The sequence below is a fragment of the Paraburkholderia yinzeri genome (genome assembly GCF_046581065.1).
Lineage (GTDB): Bacteria > Pseudomonadota > Gammaproteobacteria > Burkholderiales > Burkholderiaceae > Paraburkholderia.
On record NZ_JBFOCJ010000001.1, the window covers coordinates 2,257,754 to 2,281,149 of the forward strand.

A 23,396-nucleotide genomic window follows, 5' to 3' on the forward strand; every position below is an offset into this window, starting at 1 on the left:
TTGGCGAAACCGCGGCAATGCGAAAAAAAATGGGGTGGACAGGCACTCATTGCAGCCCAATATAACGCGCCTCAAAGCGCTTGTACAGCCTCCAGGACCTCGTCGACATGGCCCGGAACCTTGATGCCGCGCCACTCGCGGCGCAACACGCCATCGGCGTCGATAAGGAAGGTGGAGCGTTCGATGCCACGTACTTCTTTGCCATACATTTTCTTCATTTTGATGACGTTGAAGAGCGTGCAGAGCGCTTCATCGCCGTCCGATACCAAGGTAAACGGCAATTCGAGCTTGGCCTTGAAGTTATCGTGCGAGCGCACGCTGTCGCGCGACACGCCGACGATCTGCGCTCCCGCCTTCTTGAACTTCGGATTGAGGTCGCGGAACTGCAGGCCCTCGGTCGTACAGCCCGGGGTGTTGTCCTTCGGGTAGAAATACAGCACGACCTTGCTGCCTTTGAGGCGGGAGAGCGTGAAGTCGCCGCCGGTAGCGGGTGCGGTGAAGTCGGGAACGGGCTGGTCGACTGCGATGGGCACGAGGTCCTCCGGTTGTTATTGTCGGGCGTAGCGCGGGCGCGGCGCGGCGCATCGCCAGACCGGCGCCGTCCAGGACGCGAGAGAGACGGGAAAAGCGCGTGCGGACGGCGAATTCAGTCGGGCTGGACGATCAACTGGCCGGAGCGGCCGGTGATCTCGCCCCAGGTAACAGGGTACGATGGCAGCGAGTCGCGGTCCAGCGTCGCATGGTAGTCGCCCATCGTGGCAAACGTGTGGCCTTGCGCGCGCCAGCCCGCGAGCAACTGCTCGAACACCGGCGCGAGTTTCTGGCCTTCCAGTTCCGCATGCAGCGTGAACACCTGGTCGTGCGGGTTGTTTGCCGTGAGCTTGAGCATCCAGGCGGCAACGCTACCGGTGTCGACACCGTCCACGCCGAGCACTTCGTCGAGCGTGGGCAGCGTGGTCGGCATCTGCACGTGGCTCAGCGCTCGGCCTTCCACGACCGGCAGATACGGCGAGTGCCCGCGCCCGTCCGACGCGTAGCGCATGCCCCAGGCGTCGATCTGTTCGAAGGCGGCCTCGTTCATCTGCCAGCCGGCCGCGCCGTGCGTGACGGGCGGCGCGCCGAAGATCTGCGTGAAGCGCTCATGGCTCTTCTGCATCTCGCGCGCGGTCCAGTCGCGCTCGCGGCTGCGCACATTGTCCTGCCAGTACACATGGTCCCACGTGTGGATGCCGCATTCGAAACCGGCTTCGTGGATCGCACGCATCTCGGCCGCGGCGCGCACGCCGATGTCGGGGCCGGGCAGCAGCACGCCGTACATCAACTGTTTCACGCCGTAGTGCTCGACCACGGACGTACGCGACACCTTCTTCAGAAAGCCTGGGCGAAACACGCGGCGCAGCGCCCAGCCCGTGTGGTCCGGGCCGAGGCTGAAGAGGAACGTTGCGCGCGCCTTGTAGCGGTCGAAGATGCGGGCGAGATTCGGCACGCCTTCGCGCGTGCCGCGCAGCGTGTCGACGTCGATCTTGAGGACGATGCGGGCCAAGTGGCAGGGTCCTTCGCGTGAGGCGTTATTGCTGCTCGACGAGGGCGCGCGCCTCGGCCACATGGCCGCGATACGCCTCGAAGATCTTGCGCAGCGCTTCGTCGAAGGTCGACTTCGGCGCCCAGGCGAGCTCCTGCATCGTGTTGTCGATCTTCGGCACGCGGTTCTGCACGTCCTGGTAGCCCGCGCCGTAGTACGCGCCCGACGAGGTTTCGACGAGCTGCACCTTCTTCGCCGTTTCCGCGTACTCGGGAAACTCGGCGGCGAGCGCGAGCATCTTGTGCGCGAGTTCGCGCACCGAGAAGTTGTTGGTCGGGTTGCCGATGTTGTAGATCTTGCCCGAGGCCACGCCGTTCTTGTTCTCGATGATCTTCATGAGCGCTTCGATGCCGTCGTCGATGTCGGTGAACGCGCGCTTTTGCGCGCCGCCGTCGACGAGGCTGATGTTCTCGCCGCGCACGATGTGGCCGAGGAACTGCGTGACGACGCGCGACGAACCTTCTTTCGGCGTGTAGATCGAGTCGAGGCCCGGGCCGATCCAGTTGAACGGACGGAACAGCGTGAAGTTCAGGCCTTCCATGCCGTAGCCCCAGATCACGCGATCCATGAGCTGTTTCGAGCACGCGTAGATCCAGCGCGGCTTGTTGATCGGGCCATAGGTCAGCGCCGAGGCGTCCGGGTCGAACTGCTCGTCGGAGCACATGCCGTAGACCTCGGAGGTCGAGGGGAACACGAGGTGCTTGCGGTACTTCACGGCCGAACGCACGATGGGCAGGTTCGCCTCGAAGTCGAGTTCGAACACGCGCAGCGGCTGCTGCACGTAGGTGGCGGGCGTGGCGATCGCGACGAGCGGCAGGATCACGTCGCACTTCTTGACGTGGTATTCGACCCACTCCTTGTTGATCGTGATGTCGCCTTCGAAGAAGTGCATCCGCTCATGCTTGACGAGATCGCCGAGGCGGTCCGTTTGCATGTCCATGCCGAACACTTCCCAGTTCGTGGTTTCGAGGATGCGCTTGGAGAGGTGGTGGCCGATGAAGCCGTTCACACCCAGGATCAGGACTTTTTTCATTGACGGGAAGCGGATGAAGTGAGTTCGGCGAACGCGGCGGGCGTGATGACGGTTTCTTCACCGCTTTCATTTCGCTGGTGCCGCAGTTCGTGGATCGCGATGGCGCGGCCATCGCCGCAGAGGGCGAAAAGCGCATTATCGCTTACGTGGATACCGGGGGGCAATCTGCCCGACTGTGCGCCCGGTTGCGACAGCGCCGCCGGCGTCGCGCCCGGCCGGGCCAGGCGCGCGCGGGCAATCACGAAGCGCTCGCCGCCGATATCCGTGAACGCGCCCGGATAGGGCGGCGCAACGGCGCGGATCAGGTTGTAGACCTGCTGGGCGCTCTGGCCGAAGTCGATGCGGCCGTCTTCCGGCTTGCGGCCGCCGAAGTAGCTGCCCTGCGAGAGATCGTTCGGCAGGTGCGGCGCTTCGCCGGCGACCAGCGCGGGCAGCACGCGCCAGAGCGTTTGCTCGGCGGCCACCGTCACCTTGTCGAAGACCTGCGCGGCCGTGTCGTCGGGCAGGATCGGCACCGGCGTTTGCGCAACAATCGCACCCGCGTCGGGCTTCGCCGCCATTTCGTGCAGCGTCGCGCCGGTTTCCGTTTCGCCGTTGAGCACCGCCCAGTTGGTCGGCACGCGGCCGCGGTACTTCGGCAGCAGCGAGCCGTGCATGTTGTACGCGCCGCGCGCGGCAAGCGCGAGCAGGTCGGTCGGCAGCATGTGCCGGTAGTAGAACGAGAAGATGAAGTCCGGGCGCGCCGCGGAAACGGCTGCGCGCAACTCGGCGCTTTTCGGGTCGGCGGGCGTGACGACGTCGATGCCATGCGCTTCGGCCATCGATTTCACGCTGCCGAACCAGATGTTTTCGGTCGGGCTGTCTTCGTGAGTGACCACGAGCGCGACGTCCACGCCGCCTGCGAGCAGCACCTGCAGGCAGCGTACGCCGACGTTGTGATAAGCGAAAACGACGGCGCGCGGTTTCATTTCTGCATCCCCATGCCTTGCGCGGCGGACTGCACGGGCTGGACCAGGTCCTGGCGCGGTGCGGCGGCGATGGCCTCGCCGTTGCGCTCTTCGAGGATGGTCTGCACGAGATAGCGCGGACGCGCCCGCACCTGCTGGTAGATGCGGCCGATGTACTCGCCGAGCAGGCCGAGCGCGAAGATGATCACGCCGAGCAGGAAGAACGTGATGGCGAACAGCGTGAACACGCCTTGCACTTCCGCGCCGATGATGAAGCGCCGGATCAGCAGGAGGACGAAGAGGCCGGCCGAGCCGAGCGAGAGGATCACGCCGATGAACGACAGCCACTGCAGCGGCACGACGGAGAAGCCGGTGACGAGGTCGAAGTTCAGGCGGATGAGGCTGTAGAGCGAGTACTTCGATTCGCCCGCGAAGCGCTCTTCGTGCGCGACCTCGACCTCGACCGGGTTCTGCGCGAACGTGTAGGCAAGCGCCGGGATGAACGTGTTGATCTCGCCGCAGCGGTTGATGGTGTCGATGATGTGGCGGCTGTAGGCGCGCAGCATGCAGCCCTGGTCGGTCATCTTGATGCGCGTGATGCGCTCGCGCAGACGGTTCATCATCTGCGAGGCCTTGCGGCGCCACAGGCTGTCCTGGCGCTGCATGCGGATGGTGCCGACGTAGTCGTAGCCTTCGCGCATCTTCTCGACGAGCTTGCCGATTTCTTCGGGCGGATTCTGCAGGTCCGCGTCGAGCGTGATGACGATCTGGCCGCGGGCCTGCTCGAAGCCCGCGAGGATCGCCATGTGCTGGCCGTAGTTGCCATTGAGCAGGATCACGCGCGTGGTGTCGGGACGCGCTCGGAACTGCTCCGCGAGCATCGCGGCCGAGCGGTCGCGGCTGCCGTCGTTGATGAAGATGATTTCATACGCGGCGCCGAGCTTGTCGAGCGCCGGGTACAGGCGCGCGAACAGCGCCGCGAGCCCGGCTTCCTCGTTGTAGACCGGAATGATGACCGAGACTTCCGGCTCTAGCCTCGTCAAGGTGCGTTGTTCCGTTTGACTCATGAGTGCGTCTTTTCCGTATGTATTCGTAGCGCTTGCGCGTGGTGTATCGGTCACGTGTACGGATGCCTTTCCCTGTCAAGGCTTCGGCCCGCGTCCGTACGCGCGTGCTGCTGTGGCCGGCAAGCCAGGTTTTCAGCCCTGGCTGTACTGCTCGCAAATTTCGTTCACGGCGCGGCACACGCGCGCCACGTCGTCTTCCGTCATCTGCGTGAAGAGCGGCAGCGTGACCGTGGTCGTGCCGAACCGCTCGGCGTGCGGGAACATGCCCGCCTTGAAGCCGCGCTCGCGATAGAGCGTGAAGAGGTGGATCGCCGGGTAGTGCACGCCCGAGCCGATGCCACGTTCCTTCAACTGTTCCATGAATCCCGCGCGGCTCAAGGTGAGGCGTTCGAGCGGCAGCGTGATCTGGAACATGTGCCAGTTGCTGTTCGCGAAGTCCGCCACCGGCAGGCCGACGCCGAGCTTCACGGCCGCGCCGCCTTCGAAGCGCGCGAAGTACGCGCGCGCCAGCTTGCGCCGCTGCTCGATGAAACGCCCGAGGTGGCGAAGCTGGCCGAGGCCGACGCGGGCCGCGACATCCGTGAGATTGTACTTGCCGCCGAGCACGTCGCAGTCCATGCCGTCGAAGCCGGTGCGCGTGACGCCCTGCAGACGGTACTTCTGGGCGAGCACGGCCTCGGCCTCGTCATTGAGGACGAGTGCGCCGCCCTCGATGGACGTGAGGTTCTTGTTCGCGTGGAAGCTGAACGAGACGATATCGCCGAGCGCGCCGATGCGCTTGCCGTTCCACGTTGAGCCGAACGCCTGGGCCGCGTCCTCGACCACGCGCAGCTTGTGCTGGCGGGCGATGGCGTAGAGGCGGTCCATGTCGACGGGCAGGCCCGCGAGGAACACCGGGATGATGGCCCTGGTGCGCGGCGTGATGACAGCTTCGAGCTTGTCGAGGTCGATGTTGCGCGTGACGGGGTCGATGTCGGCGAAGACGGGCGTGGCGCCCACTTCATAGATCACGTTGCTCGTCGCGACCCAGGAGGCCGGCGTGGTGATGACCTCGTCGCCGGGGCCCACGCCCGCGATGCGCAGGCCGATTTCGAGCGTGGCCGTGCCCGAGTTGAAGGTGCGCACCGGACGGCCGCCGCAGAATTCCGAGAGGGCGGCCTCGAACGCCTGGTTCTGCGGACCGGTCGTGATCCAGCCCGAACGCAGCACGTCGACGACGCCCTGAATGGTTTCTTCGTCGATCTCGGGCCTGACGAACGGCAGGAACGCAACGCTGGACTGGGTCATGGGTGCAGGGCTCGTGAAAAAATGGGACGAAGCGCAAGGCGGACGGCAAGCCTTGCTGAATTGTAATGTTGAGGCGCAATGCGCCGGCTGCAAGTTCCTGGCGCGCGGGAGCGCACACTAGCTGCGCGCGAGCACCACCACGCCAATCAGAATGATGCCGATGCCGACAAGCCGCTGGACGGTGAGCGGCTCGCCGAACAGGTACCACGCCGCGAACGCGTTGACCACGTAGCCGAGCGAGAGCATCGGGTAGGCGATCGAGACGTCCACACGCGACAGACCGACGATCCAGACAACTACGCTCACCACATAACAGCCCAGCCCGCCGATGATCGGCAGTTGGGTGGCAAGCTTCAGGCCGATGGGCAGGATGTTCGCACGGCTGAATTCGAAGTGTCCAACGGCATTGACACCGGCCTTGAGCAACAGTTGCGCGCACGCATTCAGGGCGACGCCGGCAAGGATGCAGAAGAGGGATATCGGATTCATCGGGCGGGTCCGGCTATATATAGGGTCAAATTTTTAGGGGTCAAACTCTTAGGGGTCAAACTCTTAGGGGGCAAATTCTGAGGCTGGTGCGGCATCGGCTTCCGGTTTGCCGGCTGCGCCCGGGCGCGATTATCGCTCAGGCGCCGCACCCGGCCGCCGCCGTGTCAGGGCGAGTCAGGCTTTTCGACGATGACGCGGCGGGTGTCGCGGGCGACCACCTGCATCGGCAGACCCTGCGCGGCCAGTTCGCTGTAGCGCTGGGCCGGAATCAGCGCCAGCGCATAGCGGTCGGCCTTCCAGCGCTGCTCCCAGTCGGCGATGGTCGGGATCCATTTATTGGGTTCCTCGGAAATGCCGAAGGCGAGTTCGTCGGTGACCTCGACCATCGTCATGGTGTGGCGCACGTAGAACGGCAGTGTGTGATCGAGCACGCCCACCGAGTAGAACGGCGTATCGGGCGGCAGCTTCGCAATGGCGGCGCGCACGGCCGGCGCGAGCGGCGCGCCCGAACTGAGCGTGCCGAAGACATCGTGGCCCGTGCCGGCAATCGTGGCGAGCAGGAGCCAGGCGGCGCCCTGGGCAAGCGCCGGCGCGGCGGCGCCGGTGCCCGGCGTGCGCTTCGCGCGGTTCAGCCACAAGCCGACGGCCGTCGCCACGAACGCGACCGCGGCCGCCGCGAACACCCAGACCTGGAACTCGCGGTAGAGCGCATTCGGGTTGCGCGCATCGCCGAGGCGCGTCAGGTAGAACGAGCCAAAGGCCAGCGCCAGGCAGAGGAACAGGTAGCCGGCCAGGTGGCGGCGCCACTGTTCCCGCTTCATCAGCGGCAGGTAGAGGCCGATCACGAGCGCGAGCGGCGGGGCGATCGGCAGCGTGTATGAGATCAGCTTCGAGTGCGAGGCGCTGAAGAAGAGGAAGATGAAGGCGCTCCAGACCAGCATCAGCGTGACGGGGGCGAAGCCGTTGGGCTGGCGCGGCGTGGCGAGCGCGTGGCGCAGGCTCTGCACGCTCACGGAAAGCCACGGCAGAAAGCCCACCAGCATGACTGGCACGAAGTACCAGAATGCGCCGGGGCGGTTCTGCTCGGGCGTCAGGTAGCGGCGGAACTGCTGGACGATGAAGAAGAAGTTGAAGAATTCGGGGTTGCGCTCCTGCACGAGGACGAACCACGGCGAGACGACCGCGAAGAACATGATCAACCCGCTCACGAGGTAGAGCCGCTTCCAGAGCGCCCAGTCGCGCGAAACGAAGGTGTAGAGCACGAGCACCGCGCCGGGCAGGATCAGGCCGATCAGGCCCTTCGAGAGCACGGCGAGGGCCATCGCGGCCCAGCAGACCCACATCCACAGCCGCACCTGGCTCTTTGGCAGGCCGGGGCGCTGGGCGAGCAGCAGGGCGCAGAGCGTGAGCTCCATCCAGAACGACAGGCCCATGTCGAGCGTGTTGAAGTGGCCCATCAGGTACCAGTACGGCCCCGTGGCCAGCACGAGCGCCGCGAAGAAGCCCGTCGCCGCGTTGAACACGCGCGCGCCCGTAAAGCCGATCAGCAGGACGCCCGCGAAGCCCGCGAGCGCCGTGTAGAGGCGCGCCTGCCATTCGCCGAGGCCGAACCACGCGAACGTGAGCGCGTTCGCCCAGGTCTGCAGCGGCGGCTTCTCGAAGTACTTGTAGCCGTTGTAGCGCGGCGTGATCCAGTCGCCGGTGGCGAGCATTTCGCGGGCCATTTCGGCGTAGCGGCCTTCGTCGCTGGGCAGCAGGTGGCGCCAGCCGAGCGGCACGAACCAGATCACGGCGAGCGCCACGATGAGGAGCAGGATCGCAGCGCGGTTGAGCGGGGGCCTCGAAAGCGTTTCGTTCATGGTTCCAGACTATTATGGCGTTCGGGGTTCGTGAAGCATGGCGGACCGTTGTCGACTCGCGGCGCCGGCCGCGCGTCGGCGCGGCGCGCAAGTGTACGTCATCGCGCGGCTCGTGGGCTTAATGCGGGCTTAAGGCACGATCAACACGATCGAGGCTCGAACAGGATCAGGGTTCGATCAAGAGCGCGGCGGCGACCCGGCGGCCCTCGGCCATCAGGATGTTGTAGGTGCGGCAGGCCGCCTGGATGTCCATTGCCTCCACGCCGATGCGCTTCGCCGCAAGCGCGGCCGTCAGGCGCGGATGCGGAAAGCGCAGGCGGGAGCCGCTGCCGAACAGCACCACTTCCGGCGCGTTCGGCAGCAGCATTTCGAAGAGTTCGGGAGTCAAGGCATCGAACGCATTCACCGGCCAGGGGACGACTGGCACGTCGGGCAGGACGATGATGCTGCTTTCGTGGCGTTCGAGATTGATTTCGACGTAGTCGGTGCCGTAGCCGGTGACGGTGTTGAGGGCGCCGCTCGAGTCCTGGTGTAGTTTCAAAACGGGTTTCCGGATTGTCGCGGTTCGGGTAACGCCGTGGCGTCTTGCGCATTGCGGAAGTTGACCAATATCCGCTAAATTATAACTTTTTAGCCGCTGCTGCGGCGTTCCACGCTTCGCGCGCCGTCGCCACGAGCTGTTCGGCCGCTGCTCGGCCTGCCGTCAACAAGAGGCAATACACCACGAGGCAACCCCGGGGGACACCACCCAGGACGGGACAAGACGTGCGCCCGGCGTCAGCCGTGGCCACCGTCCTTCGCTGCGGCCCGCGTTTTGACCCCATCGATCAACCTTGTCGATGTCCCGGCCTGGCCGGTGGCGCGCGGGTGCCCACGGGTGTCTGGCCCGATCTAGCCCACTTTATTAACCGGATTGCCCGCTTTGAAACCGATCCTGAAATCCAACAAACTCCAGAATGTCTGCTACGACATTCGCGGACCGGTGCTCGAACATGCGAAGCGCCTCGAAGAAGAAGGCCACCGCATCATCAAGCTGAATATCGGTAATCTCGCCCCGTTCGGCTTCGACGCGCCGGACGAGGTCATTCAGGACATGATCCTGAACCTGCCAAGTTCGTCGGGCTATTCGGATTCGAAGGGGGTGTTCGCCGCGCGCAAGGCGATCATGCATTACGCCCAGCAAAAGGACATCAAGGGGGTCGAGCTCGACGACATCTACATCGGCAACGGCGCCTCCGAACTGATCGTGATGGCCATGCAGGCGCTCCTGAACGACGGCGACGAAGTGCTGCTGCCGGCGCCCGACTATCCGCTGTGGACGGCCGCGGTGAGTCTGTCGGGCGGCACGCCGGTCCATTACATCTGCGACGAATCGAACGCGTGGATGCCCGACCTGGACGACATTCGGGCGAAGATCACGCCGAACACGCGGGCGCTCGTCGTCATCAACCCGAACAACCCGACCGGCGCGCTCTATTCGGACGACCTGCTGCGCGGCCTCGTCGCCATCGCACGCGAGCACGGCCTGATCCTGTTCGCCGACGAGGTCTACGACAAGATCGTCTACGACGGCAAGACGCACACGGCGCTCGGCTCGCTTTCCGAAGACGTGATCACGGTCACGTTCAACAGCCTGTCAAAAAGCTATCGCGCGTGCGGCTACCGCGCGGGCTGGATGTTCCTTTCCGGCATGACGGGCGAGAACCGCCGCCACGCGAAGGACTACACGGAAGGCCTCGGCATTCTGGCGTCGATGCGCCTGTGCGCGAATGTGCCGGGCCAGTACGCGATCCAGACGGCGCTGGGCGGCTACCAGAGCATCAACGAGCTGATCCAGCCCGGCGGGCGCCTCTATCGCCAGCGCGAACTCGCCTATGAGATGCTGACGGCGATTCCCGGCGTGAGCTGCGTGAAGCCCGAGGCGGCGCTTTACATGTTCCCGCGCCTCGACCCGAAGCTTTATCCGATCCAGAACGACCAGCAGTTCATTCTCGACCTGCTGCTGCAGGAGCGCGTGTTGCTCGTGCAGGGCACGGGTTTCAACTGGAAGCAGCCGGACCACTTCCGGGTGGTGTTCCTGCCGAACGTGGACGACCTGACCGATTCGATCAACCGCATCGCGCGTTTCCTCGACGGCTATCGCAAGCAGCACGGCAACTGAATCCCGATTCCCTTTCAAACTCTTAGACGAACACACGCTGCATGGAACCGATCAAAGTAGGTCTCTTGGGCTTCGGCACGGTGGGCAGCGGCACCTTCACGGTACTGCGCCGCAACCAGGAAGAAATCAAACGCCGCGCGGGCCGCGGCATCGAGATCGCGCGCATTGCCGTGCGCAATCCGGCCAAGGCGACGGCGGCGCTCGGCAGCGAGGCCGGCACGGTCGAATTGACGACCGACTTCAACGCGGTGGCTGACGATCCGTCGATTTCGATCATTGCCGAAATGATCGGCGGCACGACGCTCGCGAAGGACCTTGTGCTGCGCGCCATCGCGAACGGCAAGCACGTCGTCACCGCGAACAAGGCGCTGCTGGCGGTCCATGGCACCGAGATTTTCCAGGCGGCGCGCGCGAAGGGCGTGATGGTGGCGTTCGAAGCGGCGGTGGCGGGCGGCATTCCCATCATCAAGGCGCTGCGCGAAGGCCTGACGGCGAACCGCATCCAGTACATCGCGGGCATCATCAACGGCACGACGAACTACATTCTTTCGGAGATGCGCGAGCGCGGCCTCGACTTCGCGACGGCATTGAAGGCCGCGCAGGAACTCGGCTATGCCGAGGCCGATCCGACCTTCGACATCGAGGGCGTGGACGCCGCGCACAAGGCCACGATCATGAGCGCGATCGCGTTCGGCGTGCCGGTGCAGTTCGACAAGGCCTACGTGGAAGGCATCAGCAAGCTCGACGCCATCGACATCAAGTACGCCGAAGAACTAGGCTATCGCATCAAGCTTCTCGGCATCGCGCGCCGCACGGAAAAGGGCATCGAGCTGCGCACGCATCCCACGCTGATTCCCGCCAAGCGCCTGCTCGCGAACGTGGAAGGCGCGATGAACGCGGTGGTCGTGCACGGCGACGCCGTGGGCACGACGCTTTACTACGGCAAGGGCGCGGGCGCGGAGCCGACGGCCTCCGCCGTGGTCGCCGATCTCGTGGACGTCACGCGCCTGCACACGGCCGACCCCGAGCATCGCGTGCCGCACCTCGCGTTCCAGCCGGACAGCCTCTCGAACACGCCGATCCTGCCGATCGACGAAGTGACGAGCGGCTACTACCTGCGCCTGCGCGTGGCCGACCAGACGGGCGTGATGGCCGACATCACCCGCATCCTGGCCGACAGCGGCATTTCGATCGACGCGCTGCTGCAGAAGGAATCGGAGCAGATCGACGCGCAGGGCAAGGCGGAAACCGACATCATCCTGATCACGCACATCACGGTCGAAAAGAACGTGAACGCGGCGATCGCGCAGATCGAGAAGCTGGCGACGGTGAAGTCGTCGGTGACGAAGCTGCGCATGGAAGGACTGAACTAAGGCGTATTTAAGGCGATGGCAATGAATTACGTATCCACGCGCGGCGCGGGCGCCGGCGAACATCACTCGTTCTCGGACATCCTGCTGGGCGGCCTCGCGCGCGACGGCGGCCTGTATCTGCCGGCGCAGTACCCGCAGGTCACGGCCGATGAGCTCGCGCGCTGGCGCGGTCTCTCGTACGCGGATCTCGCGTTCGAGATCCTCTCGAAGTTCTGCGACGACATTCCCGCCGAAGATCTGCGCGACATCACGCGCCGTACCTACACGGCCGCGACCTATTGCAACGTGCGCCACGGCGAGGACGCCAGCCGGATCACGCCGCTCACTACGCTAGGCGAGGAGAACGGCGCGCGGCTTTCGTTGCTCGAACTCTCGAACGGCCCGACGCTCGCGTTCAAGGACATGGCGATGCAACTGCTCGGCAACCTGTTCGAGTACACGCTCGCAAAGGCCGGCCAGCAACTGAATATTCTGGGCGCGACTTCGGGCGACACGGGCAGCGCCGCCGAGTACGCGATGCGCGGGAAGAAGGGCGTGCGCGTGTTCATGCTCTCGCCGCACAAGAAAATGAGCGCGTTCCAGACGGCGCAGATGTTCAGCCTGCAGGATCCGAATATCTTCAACCTCGCGGTCGAAGGCGTGTTCGACGACTGCCAGGACATCGTCAAGGCCGTCTCGAACGATCACGCATTCAAAGCGAAGCAAAAGATCGGCACGGTCAACTCGATCAACTGGGCGCGCGTCGTCGCGCAGGTCGTCTACTACTTCGCGGGCTATTTCGCGGCCACGAAGAGCAACGACGAGCGCGTCGCTTTTACGGTGCCCTCGGGCAACTTCGGCAACGTCTGCGCGGGCCATATCGCGCGCATGATGGGCCTGCCCATCGAAAAGCTCGTCGTGGCGACCAACGAAAACGACGTGCTCGACGAATTCTTTCGCACCGGCATCTACCGCGTACGCGGCTCGGCGGAAACATGGCACACGAGCAGCCCGAGCATGGATATCTCGAAGGCTTCGAACTTCGAGCGCTTCGTCTATGACCTGCTCGGCCGCGATCCGGCGCGCGTCACGCAACTCTTTCGCGACGTGGAGGAGAAGGGCGGCTTCGATCTCGCGGCGAGCGGCGACTTCGTGCGCGTGCAGCAGTTCGGCTTCGTTTCGGGCCGCAGCAGCCACGCTGACCGCATCGCGACGATCCGCGACGTTTTTTCGCGCTACAACACGATGATCGACACGCATACGGCTGACGGCGTGAAGGTCGCGCGCGAGCATCTGCAGCCCGGCGTGCCGATGGTCGTGCTGGAAACGGCGCAGCCGATCAAGTTCGGCGAGACGATTCGCGAGGCGCTCGACCGCGAGGCCGAGCGTCCGGCCGCGTTCGCCGGGCTCGAATCGCTGCCGCAGCGTTTCGAAGTCGTGCCGGCCGACGTCCAGCGCGTGAAGGACTACATCGCCGCCCACACGGCGGACTGATCCGGGCCGTTCCCGGACGATCGCGGCCCGAATCCGCGGCATACGAAGGACGCGGCGCAACGCCGCGTCCGCGCCGCTACAATAACGGCAGACCAACCGTTGAAGGCGGCCCCGCGGCCGCCTGCCAGCCGCTCCGATGTCCACTTCCCCCACTTCCGCACCGGCGCCGCGCGCGCCGATGCTTTCCACCGCCGACGCCCTTGCAACGCTGCTCGGCGCGGCCCGGCCAATCGCCGGCACCGCCGATGCGACCGAAACGCTGCCGACGCTCGACGCGCTGAACCGCGTGCTGGCGGTCGACGTCGTTTCGCCGCTCGACGTGCCGCCGATGCACACGAGCGCGATGGACGGCTACGCGGTGCGCGTGGCCGATCTCGTGCAGGGCAACCGGCATATGCCGGTGTCGCAGCGCATTCCCGCGGGCTACGCCCCGCAGCCGCTGGCGGCGGGCACGGCCGCGCGCATTTTCACGGGGGCGACCGTGCCGCCCGGCGCGGACGCGGTGGTCATGCAGGAGCAGACGGAAGCCGCGGAAGGCGAGGTGACCTTTCTGCACACGCCCAAGGCCGGCGAATGGATCACGGTGCAGGGCGCGGATATCCGCAAGGGCTCGGTCATCCTGCCCGCCGGCACGCGGCTCACGCCGCAGGCGCTCGGCCTCGCGGCATCGGTGGGCTGCGCGACGCTCGCGGTCGTGCGCCGCGTCAAGGTCGCAGTGTTCTTCACGGGCGACGAACTGACGATGCCCGGCGAGCCGCTGCGCCCCGGCGCGATCTACAACTCGAACCGCTACACGCTCAACGGGCTGCTGCGCAATCTCGGCTGCGAGGTAACGGACTACGGCATCGTGCCGGACCGGCTGGATGCGACGCGCGCGACCCTGCGCGAGGCGGCCGCCGGTCACGATCTGATTCTGACCTGCGGCGGCGTATCGGTGGGCGAGGAAGATCACGTCAAGCCGGCCGTGGAAGCCGAAGGGCGGCTCTCGATGTGGCAGATCGCCATGAAGCCGGGCAAGCCGCTGGCGTTCGGCGCGGTGCGGCGCGGCGAGACGGCGGGCGCGTCGGGCGACGAGGCGTTCTTCATCGGCCTGCCGGGCAATCCGGTATCGAGCTTCGTGACCTTCCTGCTGTTCGTGCGGCCGTTTCTGCTGCGCCTCGCCGGCGCGACCCAGGTGAATCCGCGCGCGCTTTCGCTGCGCGCCGATTTCACGCAGGCGAAGGCCGACCGGCGCAACGAATTCCTGCGCGCGCGCGTGAACGGGGCGGGCGGGCTCGATCTGTTCCCGAACCAGAGCTCGGCGGTGTTGACGTCCACGGTCTGGGGCGACGGCCTGATCGACAATCCGCCCAATCACGCGATCAGCGCGGGCGAGACGGTGCGCTTCATCCCTTTTACTGAATTGCTGTATTGAGCCGGACTTCATGAAGATCCAGTTGAGATTTTTTGCGAGCGTGCGCGAAGCATTGGGCGTGGCGCAGGAATCGGTGACGGTGCCCGACGGCATCGCGACGGTTGGCGACGTGCGCGGCTGGCTGCGCGCGCGAGGGGGCGCCTGGGCCGAGACGCTGGCGGAAGGCCGCACGTTGCGCATGGCCTGCAATCACGTCATGACGGAGCCGGGCACGCGCATCACCGAAGGCTGCGAGGTGGCGTTCTTTCCGCCCGTGACGGGCGGCTGAGGCGCGAGGAGGAGAGCGGCCATGCCCGTGCGCGTGCAAACCGAAGATTTCGACCTGACGACGGAGGTCGCGCAACTGCGCGCGCGCAATCCGGCGATTGGCGCTGTGGCGTGCTTCGTCGGCACCGTGCGCGATCTGAATGAGGGCAGCACCGTCGCGGCGATGGAGCTGGAGCACTATCCGGGCATGACCGAGAAGGCGCTCGAGCGCATCGTGGCCGAGGCGCAGCGGCGTTGGCCCGATATCGAGGTGCTGATCGTGCATCGGGTGGGCAAGCTCGCGCCGCTCGACCAGATCGTGCTGGTGGCGACGACCTCGATGCACCGTGGCGACGCGTTCGCGTCGTGCGAGTTCGTGATGGACTACCTCAAGACCGAGGCGCCGTTCTGGAAGAAGGAGGAGACGGAGCAGGGCGCCCGGTGGGTGGACGCCCGCGTGAGCGATGATGCGGCCCTCGCACGCTGGGGCGTGGATTCGGGGAATGGAGTGCAGGCGAAAGAGTAGGGCGCGGTCTTGATGCCCGAGGCGCGGAAATGCAAGATTCACATCGAGCATCTAAAACGCAACTAACAGCCATTCCGCGCTAACCACGCCACACGCGCGGCGAACCCCGCGCGCGGCGCTTCGAATCAATCCATCGCCTGGCCGACGATTTTCGCCGGAAACGGTTCGCCAGCCGGACGGACCGGCAAGTCGTGATCGTCGTCGACACCCGGCGGCCGGCGGCGCGGAGCGACGCGCTCGAGCAGCGCCTGCTGCTCGGCGGGAATGGTGTAATCCCAGCCGAAGCGGCTCAATTGCAGGCTCTGCGCGATTCTCAGGGCCGGTTCCATGAACTGCACGGCGGCAGCAGGCTGATAGCGCGACTCGACCGTATCGAGGAACAGATAGAGCCAGCGGCTGAAATGCCGGGGCTCGATGCCCGGCAGCGGTTGATGCACCTGCTGCACGTTGCCGCGGTAGCTTTTGGTGCCGAGGACGAGGCTGGTCCAGAAGCGGCACATTTTCGGCAGATGGTCGTCCCAGCGCCCCGAGAGCACGCTGTCGAAGACCGGACCGAGCAGGGCATCGTCGCGCACGCGGTCATAGAACGCGTAAACGAGTTCGCGAATGTTGTCTTCCGCGGGTTCGGCGTGCCGCGGGTCGGCGGCGCTGGTGCGGGTGGAGGCGGTGGAGGTCATCATGCTGCGGGCGAATCGGATGAGTTGGGTTCGGCTTGAACCCAACGTGCATCATACCCAGGCACGCTAAAATGTGCACCGTGCCTGCATGTTATTGTGCAGGCTTCGACGTTCTATCGTGCGCCGCCAGAATCATGAAGCTGACCGACTACACCGACTACTCGCTGCGAGTGATGCTCTACCTCGCGCTGCGCCGCGACGGTCTTACTACGATCCAGGAAATTTCGGACGCGTACGGCATTTCGAAAAACCATCTGATGAAGGTCGTCCAGCGCCTTGGCGAACTGGGCTGGGTGGACACGATCCGCGGGCGGAACGGCGGCCTGCGGCTGGCGGCGGATTCGCTCGCGCTTTCGGTCGGCGAGGTGGTGAGGCAGACCGAGAGCGACTTCGCACTGGTCGGCTGTTTTCCTGACGAAAACGGCGAGCGCCGCCACTGCGCGATCGAACCCCATTGCCGCCTCAAGTACGCGCTGGCGGCTGCGCGCGACGCATTTCTCGCCGAACTCGATCGCCATACGATAGGCGAACTCGCGCGACCGAAGACGGAACTGGCGGGCCTGCTCGGACTCGCGCCGATCGTCCTGGTGCGGCCTGAGAAAAGGGCGGTAACAGGGGCAACCGCGGGGACAACCGCGGGGACAACTGCGGGAGCAGCACCGCGTTCGCCGTCGCGCAAACACTGATTCGAGTTCTCGACCCGCCAGGATGACAATCGGCCGCATGGTTGCCTGCCACAGGCTCCAAGGCACGCCCGAGCCATGGAATCGGAAAATTTGACATAAACAAGGTTGAAACTGGCGCAATCCCCCTCAAATTTGGTGACAGTTAAAAATCTGGAGGTCTCGTTTTAAATGAGAATCGACAAACTCACCACCAAGTTCCAGGAAGCAATTTCCGACGCCCAGAGCCTCGCGGTCGGGCACGATAACCAGTACATCGAACCGGTTCACCTGCTTGCCGCGCTGGTTGCGCAGCAGGACGGCTCCGCGCGTTCGCTGATGTCGCGGGCCGGCGTGCAGGTGCAGGCGCTGCAGAACGCGCTCAACGACGTGATCAACCGTCTGCCGCAGGTGCAGGGCACCGACGGCAACGTGCAGATCGGCCGCGAACTGGCGGGGTTGCTCAATCAGGCCGACAAGGAAGCGCAGAAGCTGGGGGATAGCTACATCGCGAGCGAAATGTTCCTGCTCGCCGTCTCCGAGGACAAGGGCGATGCGGGTCAGATCGCGCGCCGACATGGCCTCACGCGTAAAGCACTCGAAGCGGCGATCGTCTCCGTGCGCGGCGGCGCGCAGGTCAACAGCCAGGATGCCGAAAGCCAGCGCGAAGCGCTCAAGAAATACACCGTCGACCTGACGGAGCGTGCCCGCGCCGGCAAGCTGGATCCCGTGATCGGCCGCGACGACGAAATCCGCCGCTCGATCCAGATCCTGCAGCGCCGCACCAAGAACAATCCGGTGCTGATCGGCGAGCCGGGCGTGGGCAAGACGGCGATCGTCGAAGGGCTCGCGCAGCGCATCGTCAACGGCGAAGTGCCGGAAACGCTCAAGGGCAAGCGCGTGCTGTCGCTCGACATGGCGGCGCTGCTCGCCGGTGCGAAGTATCGCGGCGAGTTCGAGGAGCGTCTGAAGTCCGTGCTGAACGACATTGCCAAGGACGAAGGGCAGACCATCGTATTCATCGACGAAATTCACACGATGGTGGGCGCAGGCAAGGCCGAAGGCGCCATGGATGCGGGCAACATGCTCAAGCCGGCGCTCTCGCGCGGCGAACTGCACTGTATCGGCGCGACCACGCTCGACGAATATCGCAAGTACATCGAAAAGGATGCCGCGCTGGAGCGCCGCTTCCAGAAGGTGCTCGTTGACGAGCCGTCGGTCGAGGCGACCATTGCGATCTTGCGCGGGCTGCAGGAGAAGTACGAACTGCACCACGGCGTGGAAATCACCGACCCGGCGATCGTTGCGGCGGCGGAACTCTCGCACCGCTACATCACGGATCGTTTCCTGCCCGACAAGGCCATCGATCTGATCGACGAAGCCGCTTCGAAGATCAAGATGGAAATCGATTCGAAGCCCGAAGAGATGGACAAGCTCGACCGCCGTCTGATCCAGTTGAAGATCGAGCGCGAAGCTGTCAAGAAGGAAAAGGACGAAGCCTCGCAGAAGCGTCTGCAACTGATCGAAGAAGAGATCGACCGCCTGAGCCTCGAATATAAGGATCTCGAAGAAATCTGGACCGCCGAGAAGGCGGCCGTGCAGGGCAGCGCGCAGATCAAGGAAGAGATTGACCGCGTGCGAGCCGAGATTACGAAATTTCAGCGCGAAGGCAAGCTCGAAAAGGTCGCCGAACTGCAGTACGGCAAACTGCCGCAACTCGATGCGCAATTGAAGCAGGTCACCCAGGCCGAGGCCGACGAGCAGAACAACCCGACGCGCCATCGTCTGCTGCGTACGCAGGTGGGTGCGGAGGAAATCGCGGAAGTCGTCTCGCGCTCGACCGGTATTCCCGTGTCGCGCATGATGCAGGGCGAGCGCGAAAAGCTGCTGCTCATCGAAGACAAGCTGCATGAGCGCGTGGTGGGCCAGGACGAGGCGATCACCGCGGTGGCCGACGCGATCCGCCGTTCGCGTGCCGGTCTTGCGGACCCGAACCGGCCGTATGGCTCGTTCCTGTTCCTCGGGCCGACCGGCGTGGGCAAGACCGAGCTGTGCAAGGCGCTGGCAGGTTTCCTGTTCGATTCGGAGGAACATCTCATCCGCATCGACATGAGCGAGTTCATGGAGAAGCACAGTGTCGCGCGTTTGATCGGCGCGCCGCCGGGCTACGTGGGCTACGAAGAGGGCGGCTATCTGACCGAGGCCGTGCGCCGCAAGCCGTATAGCGTGATCTTGCTCGACGAGGTCGAGAAAGCGCACCCGGACGTGTTCAACGTGCTGCTGCAGGTGCTCGACGACGGCCGCATGACCGATGGCCAGGGCCGCACTGTCGACTTCAAGAACACGGTGATCGTGATGACGTCGAACCTGGGTTCGCATCTGATCCAGGCGATGGCGGGCGAGCCGCAGGAAGCGGTGAAGGACGCGGTCTGGAACGAAGTGAAGCAGCAGTTCCGCCCCGAGTTCCTGAACCGGATCGACGAGGTGGTCGTGTTCCACGCGCTCGGCAAGGAAAACATCGAGTCGATCGCGAAGATCCAGTTGCAGCGTCTGCGCGAACGTCTGGAGAAGCTCGAAATGGAACTCGTGGTGTCGGACGAGGCGCTCGCGAAGATCGCCGAGGTTGGCTACGATCCGCTGTTCGGTGCTCGGCCGCTCAAGCGCGCGATCCAGCAGGAGATCGAGAATCCGGTCGCGAAGCTGATTCTCGCGGGCAAGTTCGGTCCGAAAGACGTGATTCCGGTCGATGTGTACGACGGCAAGCTGGTGTTCGAACGCGTCGTGCACTGAACGGCGTGTTATGAATAAAAAGGGCAGCGGAGCGATCCGTTGCCCTTTTTTACAGGCGCGGGAAACACCCCGCGCCACCCCACCGGCGCTTAAGCCTGCTTGTTTCCGCCGAGCAGCGACGCGAGGCCGCCCAGCGTGCCGAGCACGCTCTCGCCGTTGATCTGGCCGCCGCTAGGGACTTCGCCGTTGGGCGTGCCGGCGTTCACGACGTGCGGCAGTACCTGAGCGAGCAGGCCGCTCACCTGGTCGGGCTGCAAACCGACCTTCTGCGCGAGGCCCGCGACGGCATCCGAGCCCAGTACGTTCTGCAACTGGTCTCCGGAAACCGCCTGATTTTCGCCGTTGCCGACCCAGGACTGCACCACGTCGCCCAGGCCGCCTTGCTGGAACTTCTCGATCAGCCCGTTCAGGCCGCCGGGCTGGTTGTTGACGAATTCCATCGCCGTAGCGATGAGTTGCTGTTGGCCGCCGCCTTCTTGCGACGATCCGCCGAGCAGGGAACCGAGGGTGTCTAGCAGGCTCATGTCGATCTCTCTGGTAGTTGGCCGCCACGGAACGTGTGCGGCCGGAAAATGGGCGGCGCGTTATCCGGATGCCGGTTTGCGCGCCGTATTGCACGGTCTGTTGTCTTGATGCGCAGCGCTGTGCCGCGCACGGCGGGCATCAGGCGCCGGAAGCTGCCGCGGCCGAAGCGGCCTTGGCTTTCTTCGACTTCTTGCTCTTCTTCGCCGTAGTCTCCGAGGCGCCCGCCGGCGCGGAAGCCGCCGGGCCGGCCTCTGCGGCGCTTGCGGCCTCGGCTGCCTTCTCCTTCTTGCTCTTGTGCTTCGACTTGGTGGCCGTCGTTCCCGAGGCCGCATTGGCGGCCGGCGCAGCCGCCGTTGCAGGGCTGGACGCGGTCGCAGCGGCCGGGGTCGCGGCTGCCGTCTTGCTGCTCTTCGATGCGGCGGTCTTGCCGTTGCCAGCCGGCGGCGCCGACGAGCCGTTGATCGTCAGCCCCGCTGCTTCGAGGTTCTGCACCGACTTCGGGCCGATGCCCTTGACGCGGCTCACGAGATCGTCGGCGTCCTTGAACGGGCCGTTTTTCGTCCGCTCGTCGATGATCGCTTTTGCGTGGGCCGGGCCAATGCCCTTGACGGTTTCCAGCGCGGTTTCGTCGGCGGTGTTCACTTCGACAGCAGCGGCCGTCAGTGCGGACAGGGACAATCCGAGCGCAACGAACAGCATTAGCAGCTTTTTCAGCATGGCAATCACTCCATTGAGGGCAAGTCCAGTTAGCCGGGAACGGACGACGCATCCAGTAGTCGTTAGTGCTGCGCTACAAGAATAGGCCAGTTGGCGTATCCGTGAACGGGAAGCGCTCGATTTATACCGATCGAATTGTGGCAAGTAAATCGCGTCGCACAATTTTTAATACTTCTATGCAATGGCAACGCGGTCAGTGGGGGCGGGCGCAACGAAGAAGCCCGGCCCTCGGTTTCGCCATGCAGGCTCAGGCGCGATGCGGAGCGACGATCCCGAGCTTCGCGATGCGCCGGTACAGCGTTGCGCGCGAGATGCCGAGCGCCAGTGCGGCGGCATTGGGCCGCCAGTGGTGGGTACGCAGCGCGGCGACGATGCGCTCGCGCTCGTCGGCAAGGGCAGCGGCGCCCGTCTCGTCCGGTCCATGGACGGCGCCCGGCAACTGTGCGGCCAGATCGCCGGGCAGATGGCGCGCCTCGACACGCACGGTGTCGCAGACGGCGCAGGCGTAGCGCAGGGCGTTGCGCAGTTGCCGCAGATTGCCGGGCCAGGCGCAGGACGCCAGCCGCACGGCGAGCGCGCCGTCGAGCACGAGCGGGCGGCCGGCGGCCTGGGCTTCCTCTGCGAAGACCGTTTCGATCAGCGTGCCGATATCGCGTCGCTCCCGCAACGGCGGCAGCGTGAGCACGGCGCCGCAGAGCCGGTAGTAGAGATCCTCGCGAAAGTCGCCCTGGGCCGCCATATGCGCGAGATCGCGATGGGTCGCGCATATCACTTCGAGATCGACGCGTACCGGCGCCTCGCTGCCGAGCGGCACGACCTCGCCTTCGGCCAGCACGCGCAGCAGGCGCGTCTGCAGGGCGAGCGGCATGTCGCCGATTTCGTCCAGAAAGAGCGTGCCGCCGTCGGCCATGGCGATCTTGCCGCGCGCGCCGTGACGCCGCGCACCCGTGAAAGCGCCCGGTGCATAGCCGAAGAGTTCGCTCTCGATCAGCGATTCCGGCAGCGCGCCGCAATTCACGGCGACGAAGGGACGGTTGCGGCGCGGGCCCGCGTCGTGGATCGCGCGTGCGAATACTTCCTTGCCCGCGCCGGTCTCGCCGAGCAGCAGGATCGGCAGGCGCTTGCCCGCAATACGCTGGGCGATGCGGGCGTTCCCGGCGACGCACGCGTCCGGGCTGCGCAGAAAAGGCCCGAGCGCGCTGCAGTCGAGGCGTGCGTCGGCGCGCTCCTCGCGCAGTGGCACGGCGCCATGCAGGACGGCGGCGGCCGGTGCCGCAGTTCGTCCCAGCGGCGCGCGTATGCGCGCGTGGAGCGTCATGCCCGTCGCGCGCAGCCGCAGTGTGGCGATGGCCTCGATGCGGCCGAGATCGCGCAACTGGACGTGCGACGAATCGAAGATTTCGTCGATGTGGCGCGGCCCGTCAAGCCCCGCGATGCATTCGCGCGCGCGCCGGTTCGCGGCGACGACGTTGCCGTTCTCGTCGAAGGCGATCAGCACCTCGGGCTGGGCCTCGACGTAGTTGCGGCTCTGATGCCCGAAGAGGATCCAGCACGAGGACGTGCGGTGGAGAAAGTAGCCGTCTTCAATGAGCGTCGCGCTCTGGCGCACCAGTTGATTGACGATGCGCTGGCTGTCGCGGTTGTCGGGCGACTGGACGGCGGATGCATCGAGCACGCCGATCAGCTCGCCGCCCGGTGCGAAGATCGGCGCGGCGCTGCAGGTGAGCGTGGTGAAGGCGGCGCGGAAGTGATCGGTCTTGTGGACCGTGATGGGCGCGAGATCGGTCAGCACGCTCGCGATCCCGCAGGTGCCTTCCTCGCTTTCGGACCAGCACGAGCCGATATAGAGCCCCGCGTGCTTGAAGTCGTTGCGCCGCTCGCGGTCGATGCGGTAGTCGATGGTGACGCCGTGGGCATCGGTCAGCATGACGCAGTAATCGGCGTCGCGGATGGTCTCGTGCAGGCGCGAAAGACACTGGCCCGAGGCGCGCAGGAAAGCCTCCTCGCGCTCGCGGATCTCGCGCAGCTCGCCGGCGCTCAGGACGCGCGGACCGATCACGGAACCTGGGTCGAGCTGGTAGCGCTCGAACGAGCGTTGCCACGACGAGACGAGCCGCGTCGAATCGGCTGGCGCGGGGAGGCGGCCTTCGACGGCGCCGCGCACGCGCTCGGCGTGCCGGCTGGACGCAACGGGGTAGGGCATGGGCGGATCCTGGCTCTGGCGTCGGGCATGGCGAAGCATGCCCGGGGATTTTTTTGTAGCACATCTGCGCCGCGCAATCACACCGCACTGCAGCATGCGAGACGTCTGAGACGGTCGTCTCAGGTCGTCGCCCGTCATGCCGGTTGCGCGGGAGACAGGCCTGAGGCCTTGCCGGGCGGGGCCGCGGGCAGAACGCGGTCGCGCGTGCGTGCCGGGCCGTCTCGCACGTTTGCCGCTCGGCGTCGTGAGTGAGACGGCCGATCTGCGGTTTCGCCCGCGCCGATGAACCGGGCGAAGCGCGGCGCGGGCCGTCGCAAGCCGGTTTGCGGACGATGGCCGTCGCCTCCGGCTCTCTGGCACAACGC

21 protein-coding genes are annotated in these 23,396 nt (G+C 65.5%); 8 read left to right on the forward strand and 13 right to left on the reverse strand.

Annotation, left to right across the window (positions count from 1 at the left end; translation table 11 throughout):
- Positions 1-71: 71 nt before the first annotated feature.
- From WJ542_RS10790 to WJ542_RS10830, 9 genes are all read right to left on the reverse strand, one after another.
- A complete protein-coding gene (locus tag WJ542_RS10790; RefSeq protein WP_411189286.1) occupies positions 72-533 on the reverse strand; it encodes a peroxiredoxin in 462 nt (153 codons plus the stop codon).
- 113 nt (positions 534-646) lie between these two features.
- Positions 647-1,543: a polysaccharide deacetylase family protein gene (locus WJ542_RS10795; protein ID WP_411189287.1), complete on the reverse strand. Its 897-nt coding sequence runs from the start codon at positions 1,541-1,543 to the stop codon at positions 647-649.
- Between the two features lie 25 nt (positions 1,544-1,568).
- Complete coding sequence (locus WJ542_RS10800) at positions 1,569-2,615, reverse strand: bifunctional UDP-4-keto-pentose/UDP-xylose synthase (protein ID WP_411189288.1); 1,047 nt, start codon at positions 2,613-2,615, stop codon at positions 1,569-1,571.
- A complete protein-coding gene (locus WJ542_RS10805) occupies positions 2,612-3,583 on the reverse strand; it encodes a formyltransferase (RefSeq protein ID WP_411189289.1) in 972 nt (323 codons plus the stop codon). The genes WJ542_RS10800 and WJ542_RS10805 overlap by 4 nt, the downstream gene beginning before the upstream one ends.
- On the reverse strand, positions 3,580-4,629 hold the full coding sequence (locus WJ542_RS10810; RefSeq protein ID WP_411189290.1) for a glycosyltransferase: 1,050 nt from the start codon (positions 4,627-4,629) through the stop codon (positions 3,580-3,582). The genes WJ542_RS10805 and WJ542_RS10810 overlap by 4 nt, the downstream gene beginning before the upstream one ends.
- Before the next feature lie 132 nt (positions 4,630-4,761).
- A complete protein-coding gene (locus WJ542_RS10815; RefSeq protein WP_411189291.1) occupies positions 4,762-5,916 on the reverse strand; it encodes a DegT/DnrJ/EryC1/StrS family aminotransferase in 1,155 nt (384 codons plus the stop codon).
- 117 nt (positions 5,917-6,033) lie between these two features.
- Positions 6,034-6,405 (reverse strand): DMT family transporter, encoded by a 372-nt coding sequence (locus tag WJ542_RS10820; protein ID WP_411189292.1) that lies wholly within the window; start codon positions 6,403-6,405, stop codon positions 6,034-6,036.
- A gap of 164 nt (positions 6,406-6,569) precedes the next feature.
- Positions 6,570-8,264, reverse strand: coding sequence for a glycosyltransferase family 39 protein (locus WJ542_RS10825; RefSeq protein WP_411189293.1), 1,695 nt, complete (start codon positions 8,262-8,264; stop codon positions 6,570-6,572).
- 166 nt (positions 8,265-8,430) lie between these two features.
- On the reverse strand, positions 8,431-8,805 hold the full coding sequence (locus WJ542_RS10830; RefSeq protein ID WP_411189294.1) for an Mth938-like domain-containing protein: 375 nt from the start codon (positions 8,803-8,805) through the stop codon (positions 8,431-8,433).
- Positions 8,806-9,177: 372 nt separating this feature from the next.
- Between WJ542_RS10830 and WJ542_RS10835 the strand changes: the two genes are divergently transcribed.
- The 6 genes from WJ542_RS10835 (at position 9,178) to WJ542_RS10860 (ending at position 15,457) form a co-directional block, all read left to right on the forward strand.
- Positions 9,178-10,425 (forward strand): pyridoxal phosphate-dependent aminotransferase, encoded by a 1,248-nt coding sequence (locus WJ542_RS10835; RefSeq protein ID WP_411189295.1) that lies wholly within the window; start codon positions 9,178-9,180, stop codon positions 10,423-10,425.
- Between the two features lie 41 nt (positions 10,426-10,466).
- The gene (locus WJ542_RS10840) at positions 10,467-11,798 is read left to right on the forward strand and encodes a homoserine dehydrogenase (RefSeq protein ID WP_411189296.1); all 1,332 of its coding nucleotides are present in this window, start codon (positions 10,467-10,469) and stop codon (positions 11,796-11,798) included.
- Positions 11,799-11,819: 21 nt separating this feature from the next.
- A complete protein-coding gene (thrC, locus tag WJ542_RS10845; protein ID WP_411189297.1) occupies positions 11,820-13,271 on the forward strand; it encodes a threonine synthase in 1,452 nt (483 codons plus the stop codon).
- A 178-nt stretch (positions 13,272-13,449) separates the two neighbouring features.
- A complete protein-coding gene (locus WJ542_RS10850) occupies positions 13,450-14,685 on the forward strand; it encodes a molybdopterin molybdotransferase MoeA (protein ID WP_411190526.1) in 1,236 nt (411 codons plus the stop codon).
- Between the two features lie 10 nt (positions 14,686-14,695).
- Positions 14,696-14,953, forward strand: a complete 258-nt coding sequence (gene moaD / locus WJ542_RS10855) for a molybdopterin converting factor subunit 1 (RefSeq protein WP_411189298.1) — start codon at positions 14,696-14,698, stop codon at positions 14,951-14,953.
- Between the two features lie 21 nt (positions 14,954-14,974).
- A complete protein-coding gene (locus WJ542_RS10860) occupies positions 14,975-15,457 on the forward strand; it encodes a molybdenum cofactor biosynthesis protein MoaE (protein WP_411189299.1) in 483 nt (160 codons plus the stop codon).
- Positions 15,458-15,582: 125 nt separating this feature from the next.
- On the opposite strand, the gene WJ542_RS10865 is transcribed toward WJ542_RS10860, so the two are convergent.
- Positions 15,583-16,137, reverse strand: a complete 555-nt coding sequence (locus tag WJ542_RS10865) for a group III truncated hemoglobin (RefSeq protein WP_411189300.1) — start codon at positions 16,135-16,137, stop codon at positions 15,583-15,585.
- A 131-nt stretch (positions 16,138-16,268) separates the two neighbouring features.
- Between WJ542_RS10865 and WJ542_RS10870 the strand changes: the two genes are divergently transcribed.
- Both WJ542_RS10870 and clpB read left to right on the forward strand, forming a co-directional pair.
- Positions 16,269-16,820 carry an Rrf2 family transcriptional regulator gene (locus WJ542_RS10870; RefSeq protein WP_411189301.1) on the forward strand — a complete coding sequence of 184 codons (552 nt, stop codon included), beginning with the start codon at positions 16,269-16,271 and terminating at the stop codon, positions 16,818-16,820.
- 168 nt (positions 16,821-16,988) lie between these two features.
- Positions 16,989-19,586, forward strand: a complete 2,598-nt coding sequence (gene clpB / locus WJ542_RS10875) for an ATP-dependent chaperone ClpB (protein ID WP_411189302.1) — start codon at positions 16,989-16,991, stop codon at positions 19,584-19,586.
- An 89-nt stretch (positions 19,587-19,675) separates the two neighbouring features.
- Here the strand turns inward: clpB and WJ542_RS10880 are convergent, their stop codons facing one another.
- The 3 genes from WJ542_RS10880 to WJ542_RS10890 all read right to left on the reverse strand — a co-directional run bounded on the left by WJ542_RS10880 (position 19,676) and on the right by WJ542_RS10890 (position 23,031).
- A complete protein-coding gene (locus WJ542_RS10880) occupies positions 19,676-20,110 on the reverse strand; it encodes a YidB family protein (RefSeq protein WP_411189303.1) in 435 nt (144 codons plus the stop codon).
- A gap of 139 nt (positions 20,111-20,249) precedes the next feature.
- Positions 20,250-20,828, reverse strand: a complete 579-nt coding sequence (locus tag WJ542_RS10885; protein ID WP_411189304.1) for a ComEA family DNA-binding protein — start codon at positions 20,826-20,828, stop codon at positions 20,250-20,252.
- 247 nt (positions 20,829-21,075) lie between these two features.
- Positions 21,076-23,031, reverse strand: a complete 1,956-nt coding sequence (locus WJ542_RS10890; protein WP_411189305.1) for a sigma-54-dependent Fis family transcriptional regulator — start codon at positions 23,029-23,031, stop codon at positions 21,076-21,078.
- Positions 23,032-23,396 lie beyond the last annotated feature (365 nt).